Here is a 13,378-nt window from a genome sequence, read left to right on the forward strand (position 1 = left end):
AATTCATTAATTTCATTGTACTTTAAAAATCGTGCTTATAAAAATAAAAACCCCCTATGACATAGGGAGCTTCATATATTAGCTTAAATATGTGAGCAGCAGCATGATCAGGAAGAACAACAATGATAGAATGACGGTTGCCCTATGAAGTATAAGATCCATGCCACGCGCTTTCTGTTTACCAAATAATTGCTCTGCACCGCCACCGATTGCACCTGAGAGGCCGGCGCTTTTCCCTGACTGTAGCAATACCACTGCAATTAAAGATATACAAACGATAATCAATAGCACGACCAGTAGTGTTTGCATGTGGTAATCCCTCCGAATGATATTAACATTATGCATTTTATCAGATATGACGGGTGATTGCAAACTGGGAAGAGCAACCGCAGTGCCCTTCCGTCCACCTACCTGCAGTCCCTGATGAACGCTTCAACTTCCCCCTGTTCAGGGATGCTCGTGATGGCGCCTCTTTTAGATGTGGAGAGGGCACCGACTGCATTCGCAAAGCGGAGCACCTCCGGGCCGTTCTGCCTCAGGGTTTCAAGGGCGGACCCGGAGTCCGAGGAAAGCTTACGGAGCACTGCCCCTATGAATGCATCCCCTGCGCCGGTCGTATCGATGGTCTCCACTTCAAAGCCCGGATGCTCACAGCGTCCGCCTTCCCTGAAGAGTATCTCACTGCCAAGCGGCCCTTTCGTATAGATGACGGCTTCTGTATCCCCTGTGAAAAGTGCGCCCAGGGCAGTGGATTCCCTACTGATTCCGGTGATGAACTCAAGCTCTTCATCCGACACCTTTATGATATCGGCAAAACCCATGAATTCACGCACCGCTTTCCGGCACGCCTCTTCATCTTCCCACAGCGGCAGGCGGATGTTCGGATCGAAGACGATGGTGCCGCCCGCCTCCTTCACCTTCTGGATCACCGTCCGGTGTGTCTCCTTCATGACACTCTCCACAAGGTCGACCGAACAGAAATGCAGGATGTCGGACTTCGCGAAGTCGATTCCGCTGACTGCCGCACTGTCATATAGAAGATCGGCCGAAGGGTTCCTGTAGAACGAAAAGTCCCTGTTCCCCGCCTCATCAAGAGAGACGAAGGCAAGTCCCGTATTCGCTTCATGTGTCCGGGTGATGTACGCCGTATGTACCCCCTTCGCTTCAAGGAGTTCCAGTATACGGTCACCGAATGCGTCTGTGCCGAGCTGTGTCAGAAGATGGGATTCCCCGCCGAGTATCGCATGTGCCGCAGCGACATTCGCCGGTGCACCCCCGACCTGTGGCTCGAAGCCATCGACATCCTTCAGCTTCCTCCCCTTTTCTGAAGGTATGAAATCGATCAGTGCTTCTCCGATAGTATAAAGGCGTTTCAACATCACCATCTCCATTCTTATGCTTGTTGCGAGAATTATATCATATGAGCGGCAGCGGTTTCTCCATAAAAAAAGCCTCCCCTGGCAGGGAGGCTATGATCTGTACTACTTCTTGTCCAGATTATAGAAGGAGGAGAGTCCTTCGTATTTTGCCGTTTCGAACAGTTCGTCTTCAATCCTGAGCAGCTGATTGTACTTCGCCACCCGGTCCGTACGGGATGGTGCACCTGTCTTGATCTGTCCGGCATTGACCGCAACAGCGATGTCTGCAATCGTCGTATCTTCCGTTTCGCCAGAGCGGTGGGAGATGACGGCTGTGTAGCCGGCACGTTTTGCCATTTCAATCGCTTCAAATGTTTCTGTCAGCGTTCCGATCTGGTTGACCTTGATCAGGATGGCATTGCCGACACCTTCATTGATTGCGCGGGCAAGTTTCGTCGTGTTCGTCACGAAGAGATCATCGCCGACGAGCTGTACCTTGTCACCAAGCTTCTCGGTGAGCAGGCGCGTACCTTCCCAGTCGTTTTCATCCAGGCCATCCTCGATGGAGATGATCGGGTATTTCTCGATCATTTCTGCATACCAGTTGACCATCTCTTCAGATGTGTAGGATTTGCCTTCACCTTTGAGTTCATATTTGCCTGTTTTTGCATCATAGAACTCACTGGAAGCGGCATCCATTGCGAGACGGATCTGGTCGCCTGGTTTATATCCTGCCTTCTCCACTGCTTCAATGATTGTTGACAGCGCCTCTTCATTGGATCCAAGGTTCGGTGCGAATCCACCTTCATCACCAACACCAGTGTTGTAGCCTTTATCCTTCAGCACCTTCTTCAGGTTATGGAAGATTTCAGCTCCCATGCGGAGGCCTTCCTTGAATGACTCTGCGCCGACAGGCATGATCATGAATTCCTGGATATCGACGTTGTTGTCTGCGTGCTCTCCGCCGTTGATGATGTTCATCATCGGTACTGGAAGCTGCACAGCACCGAAGCCGCCCAGATATTTATAGAGGGGCTGGCCGAGGAGATCCGCTGCAGCTTTCGCTACGGCCATTGAAACTCCGAGGATGGCATTGGCGCCGAGCTTCCCTTTATTTTCAGTACCATCGAGTGCGATCATCATCTTATCGATCGATACCTGCTCGAGTACACTGAAGTCGCCATCTACAAGTTCAGGCCCGATGACTTCATTGACGTTCTCGACTGCTTCTTCGACACCTTTTCCGACGTAACGTGTGTCATCGCCGTCACGCAGTTCGACAGCTTCATATTCTCCTGTGGAGGCACCTGAAGGGACGAGTGCACGTCCAAAGGCGCCGCTTTCCGTCAATACTTCCACCTCAACTGTCGGATTCCCGCGGGAATCGAGGACTTCGCGTGCATAAACATCTGTAATTAATGGCATATCAATGTCTCCTTTTGTGTTGGTTTATATATTTGTCAGGAAAGGATACCTTTCCGGCAACAACTATCTGATTAGACTTTCACCTGTCATTTCTTCCGGCTTATCGATGCCCATCAGGTCGAGGAGGGTTGGGGCAAGGTCGGCCAGACGGCCGCTTCCCACTTCCACGCCCTCTTTGGTGACGATGACCGGCACAGGGTTTGTAGTATGCGCAGTCATCGGTTCCCCTTCGATGGTCGTGACTTCGTCGGAGTTGCCGTGGTCTGCGGTGATGATTGCTGTACCGCCCTGGGCGAGTATCTCATCGACGATCGGGCCGAGACACTCATCCACTGCTTCAATCGCCTTGACGGTCGGCTCCAGCTTGCCGCTGTGTCCGACCATGTCCGGGTTGGCAAAGTTCAGGATGACGAGGTCGAGGTCTTCCTTGGCAAGCTCATCCATGCAGCGGTCCCTCACTTCGTAGGCGCTCATTTCGGGCTGGAGATCATAGGTCGGCACTTTCGGGGAATCGATCAGCGCACGGCGCTCACCGTCGAATTCATTGTGCCGTCCCCCGCTCATGAAATAGGTCACATGCGGGTACTTTTCCGTCTCTGCAATGCGCAACTGTCTCTTGCCCGCCTTGGAGACGACTTCCCCTATCGTGTTGATGATGTCATCCTTTTCAAAGACGACATCCGCCACTACATTGTCACTGTATTTTGTGAAGGTGACGAATTTCAAGTCCGAATACTTCTCCTCGATTTCGAAGCCCATGAACTCCTCATTGGTATACACTTCGGACAGCTGGGCTGCACGGTCGGGACGGAAATTGTAGAAGATGACTGCATCATTATTCATGATGCCGCGGTCGTAGTCGCCGTCCTGGCCGAATACGATGAAGGGCTTGACGAACTCGTCATGGATGCCTTCTTCATAGCTCGCACGGATGCCTTCTTCAGCATTATCGAACCTTTCACCGACACCATTCGACATCGCCTGATATGCGAGCTCCTCACGATCCCAGCGCTTGTCCCGGTCCATGGCGTAATAACGGCCGCTGACTGTGGCAAATTCACCGATGCCGATTTCCTCAAAGCGCTTTTCCGACTCTTTGACATAGTTGATGGCGGATTCCTGATTGACATCACGGCCATCGAGGAATGCGTGTACATAGACATTCTTCAGGCCTTTCTCCTTGGCCATCCTGAGGATAGCGAACAGATGCTCATAATGGGAATGCACCCCGCCGTCACTGAGCAGGCCCATCACATGCAGGGCACTGTCATTCTCATTCACATGATCCATAGCATCAAGCAATACTTCATTGCGGAAGAAATCCCCATCCTCTATGGACTTGTTGATCCTCGTCAGGCTCTGATAGACGACGCGGCCCGCACCGATGTTCAGATGCCCGACTTCCGAGTTGCCCATCTGCCCTTCCGGCAGACCGACATCAAGACCGCAGGCACTGAGTTCATTATGCGGATATTTATTGAAATAGCGGTCGAAGTTCGGTTTGTTGGCCGCCTTAACGGCGTTTCCTTTCACTTCATCCCTGTTGGCGAAGCCATCGAGGATGATGAGACCTACTGGTTTTGCCATCATTTAGCACCTTCCAACAGTTGAACGAAGGACTCGGGTTCCAGTGAGGCACCGCCGACCAATGCACCATCGATATGCTCCTGTGCCATATACTCCTTGATGTTCCCAGGCTTTACGGAACCGCCGTATTGGATGCGGATTGCATCTGCAGTCTCCTGGTCATATAGTGAAGCGACCGTTTCACGGATGACGCCGCACATTTCATTGGCATCGTCGCTGGTTGCGGATTTGCCTGTACCGATCGCCCAGATCGGTTCATAGGCGATGACCGACTTCTTGACCTGTCCGGCATCGAGGCCTTCAAGTGCCTGTGTCACCTGATCCTTGACCTTGTCGGCCGCCTTGCCCGACTCGCGTTCCTCATCTGATTCGCCGCAGCAGATGATCGGCACGAGACCTTTGGAATGGAGCGCATGCGCCTTCTTGTTGATGTCCGCATCCGTTTCATTGAAGTGCTCCCTGCGCTCGGAGTGGCCGATGATGACATAATCCACGCCGAGGTCCTCCAGCATGGCCGGGGATACTTCACCCGTATATGCACCGCTGTCCTCAAAGTGGCTGTTCTCAGCACCTACACCCAGTTCCATTCCTTTCGTCTTCTCAACGAGGGAAGGGAGGTGGATGAACGGTGCACATACCGCACTTTCGACCTCACTTTTCTTCGGCAGGTCGCCGAGTGCATCGATGAACGCCTCACCTTCAGAAATCGTCTTGTTCATCTTCCAGTTGCCTGCTATAAATGGGGTCCTCATAAATCTTCCTCCTCATATTATAAAATCAGTCCATACCTATTTATCGTCTATGACGGAAAGTCCCGGCAGTTCCTTGCCTTCGAGATATTCGAGCGAAGCGCCGCCTCCTGTGGAAATGTGGGAGAAGTCATCCGCATATCCCAAGTCCATGGCTGCTGCTGCGGAATCGCCGCCGCCGATGATCGTCTTGGCATCTGTAAGTTCCGCTATCGCCTTGCATACACCAATCGTCCCTTTGGCGAAGTTCTCCATTTCGAACACGCCCATCGGCCCGTTCCATACGACGGTCCTTGCACCTTGAAGCACTTCCTTGAAGTTGGTCACCGTGTCCTCTCCAATGTCGAGCCCTTCCATATCTGAAGGGATTTCATCTACAGAGACGGTCCTGTGCTTGGCATCGGCATCAAAATCTTCTGCCACTACGATATCAATCGGAAGCACAATCTTATCGCCAGCTTCTTCAAGGAGGGATTTTGCAAGTTCCACCTTGTCCGCTTCAAGCAGAGAATTGCCGATTTCCTTGCCCTGTGCCTTAAGGAAAGTGTAGGCCATACCGCCGCCGATGATCACCTTGTCCGCCTTGTCGAGCACGTTCTTGATGACACCGATCTTGTCGGAGACTTTGGCACCTCCGAGGATGGCTACGAATGGACGCTCCGGTGAATCGATGGCGCCGCCGATGAAGTCTATCTCCTTCTGCATGAGGTAGCCGGATACCGTTTCAATGTTCGAACCGATGCCGACATTGGAAGCATGGCTCCTGTGGGCCGTACCAAATGCGTCGTTGACGAAGACATCCCCAAGGGAAGCCCAGTATTTTCCGAGCTCTGCATCGTTGCCGCTTTCCTTCTTCCCGTCGATATCTTCAAAACGGGTATTTTCAAACATCAGAAGTTCCCCGTCCTCAAGCTTGTCGATCGCCTGTTCAAGGGCATCTCCACGTGTATGCGGAACAAAGGGTACATCCTTGTCGAGCAGTTCAGCCAATCTTTCGGCTACAGGCTGGAGCGTCTTATCCTTCTTGTCCTCCTCGCTCTTCACTTTCCCGAGGTGGGAGAAGAGGATGACCCTTCCGCCCTGCTCAAGTACATACTTAATCGTCGGAAGCGCCTGTACGATACGGTTGTCATTCGTGATCTCCCCGTCTGACATCGGAACGTTCAAATCAGCGCGGAGAAGCACCTTCCTGCCTTTCAGTTCTACATCTTCTACAGTCTTCTTCATTGCCATGCCTCCTATACTTTTCTGTCCATTCTTATTATACCCATATGTAAATGGGAATAAAATAAAAACGGGCGGTTCCCCGCCCGTTTATTCATCGGCATTACTTATTGTTCGTCACCATGTGGTTCAGTGTTCTTACAAGCTGGGCAGTGTAGGACATTTCATTGTCGTACCATGCTACTGCACGTACAAGCTGTTTTCCGTCGACATCGATGACACGTGTCTGTGTGGCATCGAACAGGGAACCTTCTTTGATTCCGATGACATCAGTAGATACAATCTGATCTTCAGTATAGCCGAATGAAGGGTTCTTGGCTGCCTTCATCGCTTCGTTGACGTCTTCTGCAGTGACCGTCTCATTGAGTACTGCCGTCACTTCAGTGAGCGAACCTGATTTTACCGGTACACGCTGCGCACCGCCATCGAGCTTGCCATCGAGTTCAGGAAGCACGAGGCCGATCGCCTTTGCAGCACCTGTGGAGTTTGGCACGATGTTCTCTGCTGCTGCACGGGCACGACGGTAGTCGCCTTTCGCGTGTGGCGCATCCAGTGTGTTCTGGTCACCTGTATAGGCGTGGATCGTCGTCATCAGGCCGCGTTGGATGCCGTATTTGTCATTGAGCACCTTAACGACCGGAGCGAGACAGTTTGTTGTACAGGATGCAGCTGAAACTACCTCTTCAGAACCATCGAGTACATCTTCGTTCACACCGTATACGATCGTTTTCATATCGCCTTTGCCGGGAGCGGAGATGAGTACTTTCTTGGCGCCTGCATCAAGGTGTTTTCTTGCATCTTCTTCATTGGTGAAGAAACCAGTACATTCCAGGACGATATCGATATCGAGATCTCCCCAAGGAAGTTCTGCAGGATCTTTTCTATTGAAGGATTTGATTTCCTTGCCATTGATTTTGAATCCACCGTCAATCTGCTCAACTTCACCTTCGAAGCGTCCTTGAGTGGAATCATATTTGAAGAGGTGCGCGAGAAAATCGTCATCTGTAAGGTCGTTTACTGCCACCACTTCCATATCGTCATAGTTCAGAATTTCCCTTGCCGCCAATCTGCCGATGCGTCCGAATCCATTAATTGCTACTCTAACCATAATTTATGTCCTCCTTGATTTCATATATCATTATTATTTAACTGTCCAATAAAAATTCTGCGATGGTCTCATCAATAAAAAGCACGGTATTCCTGGGTGCCATCTTCATGTAGGCTCTGACCGCCTCTTTCTTGCTGCTGCCGCCAGCTACGGCCAGAATGGCCTTCTTGCTTTCCAGATCTTCGAGCTGGAGGCCGATTGTTTTGACTTTTCGGACGATGTCCCCCTCTTTGTCGAAATAATAGCCGAAGGCTTCACCCACTGCGCCGCTATCCTTCAACCCGGCGAGCGTCTCGTCGTCCACATTGCGCCGCTCGGCCATCGTAAAGGCTTCTCCGATGCCATGGATGACATAGTGCGATTGCCTGTTCAGTTCAGCGATTTCCTTTACGGATGGCTCGGCCTTCAACGATTCAAGTGCACTTTCACCGACGTTGTCCGGGGCATAAAGCACCTTGTGTTCACCACCGGTTGCTGAAGCCAGCCGGCTCGCTATCGAGTTCGCCTGGTTGCCCAGTTCCTCACCAAGTCCGCCACGTGCCGGAACGAACAGCAGCTTTTCATCTGCGGGGTGCAGGTACTTCCCGACATTGGCCATCGTAGAGCCGCCCGTCACGGAAATGACTGCACCATTGAAGAGCATCTTCTGGAATTCCTCGGCCATGAGCTTCGCCAATTCCTGCTGAAGTTCAGGACTTTCGTCTGCATCACCACGGATGATGAAGAAATCCTGCAGCCCATATTTGTCCCTGAGTCTGCGCGCAAGATCGGTTCTTCTGTCCAACGTGGTCATGTAGGGGGATAAATCCCGCAATACTTCAATACCCGATTGGGAGATGGATATGCCTTTTTTATCTATATCTATCAACCCCAGGGCATAAAGCGAATCCACTTCTTTCCTTAAAACTCTTTCCGTCATGTTCAATTTCCTCGAAAGTGTCCGGCGCCCTATCGGCTGATGGGCTTCAATCTGCTTGAGTATGCTGGAGCGCTTCTGCAATTCCAGGACAACTTCCGGGGCGATGCGTTTCTGGATGTCCAACAGTTTCTGCCACATGAGACTCAACACCTCTCGTCAAAGTGAGACGTATTACGTCCCACAAGGGACAAAAAATAATTACATCATTTAATATATCATAAATATTAAAGAATGCAATTATTTCTATTGCGTTATTCTATTCTTTACCCACAATATCCTTAAGATAATCATAGACGTATACAAAATCTATGATGCCCTCCTGGATGACCTGCCCTTCGTGCATGAGTACAGGGACCCGGATCATATACTCCTCCTGGAGTGCATCATCCTGATCGATGTCGATGCTCCGCATCTTTACATCACTGTATCTGAGTTCCGACAGGGCAAGCTTTATCTGCTCTATCCCTTCGTCGCATAAAGAACACCGTTCCCTCGTATAATATGTCAGTTCAAGCACATTTATACCTCTTCTCTCTTCAATTTCCTTCTGATCGTCTGCAGAACCTGGTCGGCCATCTCGGTACTGATGATGCCCATGGCGATGGCAAGCGAAATCAGTGCAGCTTCGAATCCATACTCCAAAGCGGTCATATATTCATTTAATACTACGTGGCGCATCGCATCATATGCCAATCCACCAGGGACGAGCGGGATGATCCCACATGTGATGAACAGGATGATCGGCATCTTCCTGCGCCTGGAATTCAGGATGGCGATGGCGGAGAGTATCAGCGCACCCAGAAAGGAGGAAAGGACGAGATCCGTCCCACCCTCCCTGAACAGGTAGAAGACGATCCAGCCGAAAGCACCTGTGGTACCGCAGCTGATGAGCGCATTCCTCGGCGCATTGAAGAGCACACCGAAGCTGGCGGATGCAAAAAAGCTGAGTACGAATTGATAGAAATAGATCAACAGCATCCCCTCCTATACCAGCATCAATACGAGTCCGACACCCGCACCGATGGCAATCGCAGTCAGGCCGGCTTCAGCGCCCTTCATGATGCCAGCCATCAGATGGCCACGGATCATTTCCCTGATGGCATTCGTGATGAGCACGCCCGGAACAAGCGGCATGACGCTGGCGATGATGATAGTATCCAGCATGATGCCATACCCGAGCTCGACAAAGATGACTGTCACCGTCGCTATATAGAGCGCTGCGAAGAACTCTGTGAAGAACTGGACCCGTGTATAACGCTGGATGCCCTCCATCAGGAAGACGCCTCCGGCACCTCCTATGAAGGCAGCCGGAATATCCCTTGCGATCCCCTCGAAAAGCAGCAGGAACATGATGCCGATGACGCCGCCCGAGAGGACGAGGAGCCACAGTGGGAAAAACCGCGTATTATGTATCTTTTCCATTCCCCTTATCGCCTGCTTCAAAGGCAGCCCGTCGGAAATCCTCCTGGACAGCTCGTTGACGACCATGACCTTCTCCAGATTGTTGGACCGTTCCTCGATACGCAGCGTCTGGGTCAGCGCATAATCGTTCAGGGAAAAAATAATGACCGTGGGAGTGACGAAAACCTGGGCATTTTCAATACCATAGTTCGAAGCGATGCGCAGCATCGTATCTTCAATACGGTATGTTTCAGCTCCACTCTCCAACAGCATCTTCCCGCAATTGATCGCAATGTAGAATACATCGCGTACAAAATCTTCGCCAAGGACTTCATCTGGAGCTTCTATAACCTCAAGTTCGCCACTCACACGGCCCACCTCGATTGACACCCCCGGAGAGAATCGAACTCCCATCTCAAGAACCGGAATCTTACGTGTTATCCATTACACCACGGGGGTATGATAAAATCATATTAATATTTCTTAATAAAGCATATACAAGTATAGCAATAATTTCAAATGAATTAAAGGCTTAATTTTACTCTTTATAGCAGATGTTTTTCTTTTGACCTAATTTGACTAATGTGGTATAAATGAATTAGTGAATGATAGCAATCATATTCCCAGGAGGTAATACAATGAACTTAATACCTACAGTAATTGAACAGACAAACCGCGGAGAACGTGCCTATGATATCTACTCTAGACTGCTCAAGGACAGGATCATCATGATCGGCACAGGCATCGACGACAACGTAGCGAACTCCGTCGTCAGCCAGCTGCTCTTCCTGCAGGCACAGGATCCGGAAAAGGATATATTCCTCTATATCAATTCCCCAGGCGGCAGTGTGACTGCCGGCATGGCGATCTATGATACGATCCAGCACATCAAACCGGATGTACAGACGATCTGCCTCGGCATGGCGGCATCCATGGGCTCATTCCTGCTCGCTGCAGGTGCCAAGGGCAAAAGGTTCGCACTGCCTAATGCTGAAGTCATGATCCACCAGCCGCTCGGCGGGGCGCAGGGTCAGGCGACAGAAATAGAGATCGCAGCCAAGCACATCCTGAGAACACGCGAGAAACTTAATAAGATCCTTGCCGAGCGCACCGACCAGCCTCTGGACAAGATCGAAAGGGATACGGACCGCGACTTCTTCATGACAGCGGAAGAAGCTAAGGAATACGGCCTCGTGGACGAAGTGATGGAGCCTGAAAAGCTTAAAGGCTGATCCGTTCCAGATGGAAAGCGTCGGGAGAGATTTTCTCCCGACGCTTTCTTTTTTTGGGTGAATCCTGATTATACATATACTTTAAAGGCTATAAAGACACTAAGGAGCGTGATGATATGAATATATTGATAACAGGCGGTTCAGGTTTCGTCGGTTCCAGGCTGACGGATATATTGAAGCAGGAGCAGGACCACGTCTATATACTCAGCCGCAGTGACCGTAATTCGGACCACCCTTTCGTGCATTATATACAGTATGACCCGGATCATCCGGAAGATGATTCCTGGATGGAGGATATGCCGCTCAAGGTGGACGCCATCTACAATCTGGCCGGCGCTTCGCTTCAGGAGAAATGGAGTGATGAACACAAGGAGGAAATATTCAATTCAAGAGTGACTGTCACCCGCATGCTCAGGCGCTGGGTGGAACAGGCGGACATCACCCCGAAAGTGCTCGTCAATGCCAGTGCCATCGGCTACTATCCGGTCAGCAAAAGTGTCCGTTATACTGAAGCGGATCAGTTTGCGCCCCATGATTTCCTCTCCAGGGTGATTGTGGCCTGGGAAGGCGAGGCGGAGAAGTTCGAAGATTTGGGCGTCCGTGTCGTATGTGCACGATTCGGCCTTATACTTGACGCCGAGGAAGGGGCACTGCCGAAGATGAGCATCCCCTATAGGCTGGGGGCCGGCGGGCCCCTGGGAAGTGGTGAGCAGTGGTACAGCTGGATCCATATTGATGATCTCCTGAACGCCCTCCTCTATGTGGCGGTACACTCGGAAATCTCAGGACCGGTCAACTTCACCGCGCCCATGCCGCTCAGACAGAAGCAGTTCTCAAAATACTTGAGTTCCGCACTCGGTCGTCCGGATTTCATCAAAACACCGGCATTCGTGATAGAGAAACTGCTCGGGGAACAGTCACTCCTCATCTTGAAGGGACAGTATGTACTCCCTGAGGTGCTGATGGAAAACGACTTCAAATTCCTTTTCCCGACCCTTGAAATTGCACTCGAGGATATATTCGACCTTGAGGACAAGAAGAAGACCGTCGGCTGATTGGAACACTAATCTTTTTATCCCCCCATCAGCAAGTGGTATAATTGAGGCGCTTTAGAAAGGAGATTGTATATGGACAATAGGAAACTTGTACGCTCCTCAACCGACTCCTATATCATGGGAGTATTCGGCGGCCTTGGCGAACGGACCGGCATCGACTCGACGATACTGCGGATCATCTTCGTGGTACTGACTGTGGCGACAATGAACATCTTCCTTGTAGTACTGTACTTCATCGTCGGCTTCATCATGCCGACCGATGATGAAACCGGCCGTACTACCGGACGCCCCAGCGAACCTTTCGATTCCGATTCATTCTGATCCATGCAAAAATGCTTGTACTCATCATCGAGTACAAGCATTTTTATTTGAAGGTGACCTCTTCGCCGCTTCTAAGCTTGTCTGCAATCTTATCAAGCTTTCTGAGGCGGTGGTTCACACCTGATTTTGAAATGACGCCTGTGGACATCATTTCTCCAAGCTCCTTCAAGGAGACGTCCTGATGTTCCACACGCAGCCTGGCAATCTCCCGAAGCCGCTCCGGCAATTCGTCAAGGCCGATCTCCTCATCGATGAACTGGATGTTTTCCACCTGACGCATGGCAGCGCTGATCGTCTTGTTGAGGTTCGCCGTTTCACAATTGACGAGACGGTTGACTGAATTCCTCATGTCCCTGACGATGCGGATATCCTCGAATTTAAGGAGGGCCTGGTAGCCGCCGATCAGGCTTAGAAATTCAGCAATCTTCTCCGCTTCCTTGAGATAGGTGATATAGCCGCGTTTCCTTTCGATGAACTTCGCATTGAGCTGATATCCATTCATCAGTTCTGTGAGGCTTTGTGCATGTTCTTCATACAGCGAGAATATTTCCAGATGATAGGCTGAAGTTTCGGGATTGTTTACAGACCCCCCAGCCAGGAAGGCCCCGCGCAGATAGCTGCGGATGCAGCACTCCTTCTCCTTGACCGAATCGCTGATTTCATGTGAGAGTACGCCGCCCTTCATGATATCAAGATCCTCCAGCACCTTCCGGCTGTCCTTCTTTATGCGGGAGATGTAGACATTGTTCTTCTTCAGCTTCATCTTCCTGCGGACAAGCAGTTCTATCTCGACACCGTAGAGATTCCGTATCAGTGAAAATATACGCCTTGCGATGGCGGCATTTTCGGTCTGGATATTGATGATCCATTCCCCATTGAAATGGCTGAGTGCCCCATTCATCTTGATGAGTGCAGAAAGTTCACTTTTCATGCAGCACGTATCCACTTCGATTCTTGTCAATTCATTCTTCATCTCGGAAGCAAATGACATGCAATCAC

Annotated in this window: 15 protein-coding genes and 1 tRNA gene; 3 read left to right on the plus strand and 13 right to left on the minus strand. The window is 50.8% G+C overall.

Going from position 1 to position 13,378, the window contains the following annotated elements; genetic code table 11:
• Nucleotides 1–78 precede the first annotated feature (78 nt).
• The 12 genes from secG to EDC33_RS06310 all read right to left on the minus strand — a co-directional run bounded on the left by secG (nucleotide 79) and on the right by EDC33_RS06310 (nucleotide 10,230).
• On the minus strand, nucleotides 79–309 hold the full coding sequence (gene secG / locus EDC33_RS06255) for a preprotein translocase subunit SecG (protein ID WP_031547522.1): 231 nt from the start codon (nucleotides 307–309) through the stop codon (nucleotides 79–81).
• A gap of 98 nt (nucleotides 310–407) precedes the next feature.
• On the minus strand, nucleotides 408–1,376 hold the full coding sequence (locus EDC33_RS06260; protein WP_094906810.1) for a carbohydrate kinase family protein: 969 nt from the start codon (nucleotides 1,374–1,376) through the stop codon (nucleotides 408–410).
• Nucleotides 1,377–1,481: 105 nt separating this feature from the next.
• Entirely contained in the window at nucleotides 1,482–2,783 is a 1,302-nt protein-coding gene (eno, locus tag EDC33_RS06265) for a phosphopyruvate hydratase (protein ID WP_124010538.1), read from the minus strand.
• Between the two features lie 63 nt (nucleotides 2,784–2,846).
• The gene (gpmI, locus tag EDC33_RS06270; protein WP_124010539.1) at nucleotides 2,847–4,373 is read right to left on the minus strand and encodes a 2,3-bisphosphoglycerate-independent phosphoglycerate mutase; all 1,527 of its coding nucleotides are present in this window, start codon (nucleotides 4,371–4,373) and stop codon (nucleotides 2,847–2,849) included.
• A complete protein-coding gene (gene tpiA, locus EDC33_RS06275; protein ID WP_124010540.1) occupies nucleotides 4,370–5,122 on the minus strand; it encodes a triose-phosphate isomerase in 753 nt (250 codons plus the stop codon). The genes gpmI and tpiA overlap by 4 nt, the downstream gene beginning before the upstream one ends.
• A 36-nt stretch (nucleotides 5,123–5,158) precedes the next feature.
• Nucleotides 5,159–6,346 (minus strand): phosphoglycerate kinase, encoded by a 1,188-nt coding sequence (locus EDC33_RS06280; RefSeq protein WP_124010541.1) that lies wholly within the window; start codon nucleotides 6,344–6,346, stop codon nucleotides 5,159–5,161.
• A 100-nt stretch (nucleotides 6,347–6,446) separates the two neighbouring features.
• Nucleotides 6,447–7,454: a type I glyceraldehyde-3-phosphate dehydrogenase gene (gap, locus tag EDC33_RS06285; RefSeq protein WP_124010542.1), complete on the minus strand. Its 1,008-nt coding sequence runs from the start codon at nucleotides 7,452–7,454 to the stop codon at nucleotides 6,447–6,449.
• A 34-nt stretch (nucleotides 7,455–7,488) separates the two neighbouring features.
• Nucleotides 7,489–8,508, minus strand: a complete 1,020-nt coding sequence (locus tag EDC33_RS06290; protein WP_094906619.1) for a sugar-binding transcriptional regulator — start codon at nucleotides 8,506–8,508, stop codon at nucleotides 7,489–7,491.
• 118 nt (nucleotides 8,509–8,626) lie between these two features.
• Nucleotides 8,627–8,887, minus strand: coding sequence for a glutaredoxin family protein (locus EDC33_RS06295; RefSeq protein WP_040105089.1), 261 nt, complete (start codon nucleotides 8,885–8,887; stop codon nucleotides 8,627–8,629).
• 2 nt (nucleotides 8,888–8,889) lie between these two features.
• Complete coding sequence (locus tag EDC33_RS06300) at nucleotides 8,890–9,342, minus strand: threonine/serine exporter family protein (RefSeq protein WP_094906620.1); 453 nt, start codon at nucleotides 9,340–9,342, stop codon at nucleotides 8,890–8,892.
• 12 nt (nucleotides 9,343–9,354) lie between these two features.
• Entirely contained in the window at nucleotides 9,355–10,140 is a 786-nt protein-coding gene (locus EDC33_RS06305; protein ID WP_229716606.1) for a threonine/serine exporter family protein, read from the minus strand.
• Between the two features lie 18 nt (nucleotides 10,141–10,158).
• Nucleotides 10,159–10,230: transfer RNA gene (locus EDC33_RS06310), tRNA-Arg, on the minus strand.
• Nucleotides 10,231–10,409: 179 nt separating this feature from the next.
• Here EDC33_RS06310 and clpP point away from each other — a divergent pair.
• The 3 genes from clpP to EDC33_RS06325 all read left to right on the plus strand — a co-directional run bounded on the left by clpP (nucleotide 10,410) and on the right by EDC33_RS06325 (nucleotide 12,379).
• On the plus strand, nucleotides 10,410–11,003 hold the full coding sequence (clpP, locus tag EDC33_RS06315) for an ATP-dependent Clp endopeptidase proteolytic subunit ClpP (protein ID WP_040105091.1): 594 nt from the start codon (nucleotides 10,410–10,412) through the stop codon (nucleotides 11,001–11,003).
• Between the two features lie 116 nt (nucleotides 11,004–11,119).
• Nucleotides 11,120–12,058: a TIGR01777 family oxidoreductase gene (locus EDC33_RS06320; RefSeq protein ID WP_094906675.1), complete on the plus strand. Its 939-nt coding sequence runs from the start codon at nucleotides 11,120–11,122 to the stop codon at nucleotides 12,056–12,058.
• A gap of 72 nt (nucleotides 12,059–12,130) precedes the next feature.
• A complete protein-coding gene (locus tag EDC33_RS06325; protein WP_094906676.1) occupies nucleotides 12,131–12,379 on the plus strand; it encodes a PspC domain-containing protein in 249 nt (82 codons plus the stop codon).
• 43 nt (nucleotides 12,380–12,422) lie between these two features.
• On the opposite strand, the gene whiA is transcribed toward EDC33_RS06325, so the two are convergent.
• Nucleotides 12,423–13,370 (minus strand): DNA-binding protein WhiA, encoded by a 948-nt coding sequence (whiA, locus tag EDC33_RS06330; RefSeq protein ID WP_040105093.1) that lies wholly within the window; start codon nucleotides 13,368–13,370, stop codon nucleotides 12,423–12,425.
• Nucleotides 13,371–13,378 lie beyond the last annotated feature (8 nt).

Source organism: Salinicoccus roseus, from assembly GCF_003814515.1.
GTDB lineage: Bacteria > Bacillota > Bacilli > Staphylococcales > Salinicoccaceae > Salinicoccus > Salinicoccus roseus.

What these genes read in the sequence shown, in the direction of transcription:
- EDC33_RS06280 (WP_124010541.1), bottom strand. Translation starts at nt 6,346, where the DNA reads ATGAAGAAGACTGTAGAAGATGTAGAACTGAAAGGCAGGAAGGTGCTT.
- clpP (WP_040105091.1), top strand. Translation starts at nt 10,410, where the DNA reads ATGAACTTAATACCTACAGTAATTGAACAGACAAACCGCGGAGAACGT.
- whiA (WP_040105093.1), bottom strand. Translation starts at nt 13,370, where the DNA reads ATGTCATTTGCTTCCGAGATGAAGAATGAATTGACAAGAATCGAAGTG.
- tpiA (WP_124010540.1), bottom strand. Translation starts at nt 5,122, where the DNA reads ATGAGGACCCCATTTATAGCAGGCAACTGGAAGATGAACAAGACGATT.
- EDC33_RS06325 (WP_094906676.1), top strand. Translation starts at nt 12,131, where the DNA reads ATGGACAATAGGAAACTTGTACGCTCCTCAACCGACTCCTATATCATG.
- EDC33_RS06290 (WP_094906619.1), bottom strand. Translation starts at nt 8,508, where the DNA reads ATGTGGCAGAAACTGTTGGACATCCAGAAACGCATCGCCCCGGAAGTT.
- gpmI (WP_124010539.1), bottom strand. Translation starts at nt 4,373, where the DNA reads ATGATGGCAAAACCAGTAGGTCTCATCATCCTCGATGGCTTCGCCAAC.
- eno (WP_124010538.1), bottom strand. Translation starts at nt 2,783, where the DNA reads ATGCCATTAATTACAGATGTTTATGCACGCGAAGTCCTCGATTCCCGC.
- EDC33_RS06320 (WP_094906675.1), top strand. Translation starts at nt 11,120, where the DNA reads ATGAATATATTGATAACAGGCGGTTCAGGTTTCGTCGGTTCCAGGCTG.
- secG (WP_031547522.1), bottom strand. Translation starts at nt 309, where the DNA reads ATGCAAACACTACTGGTCGTGCTATTGATTATCGTTTGTATATCTTTA.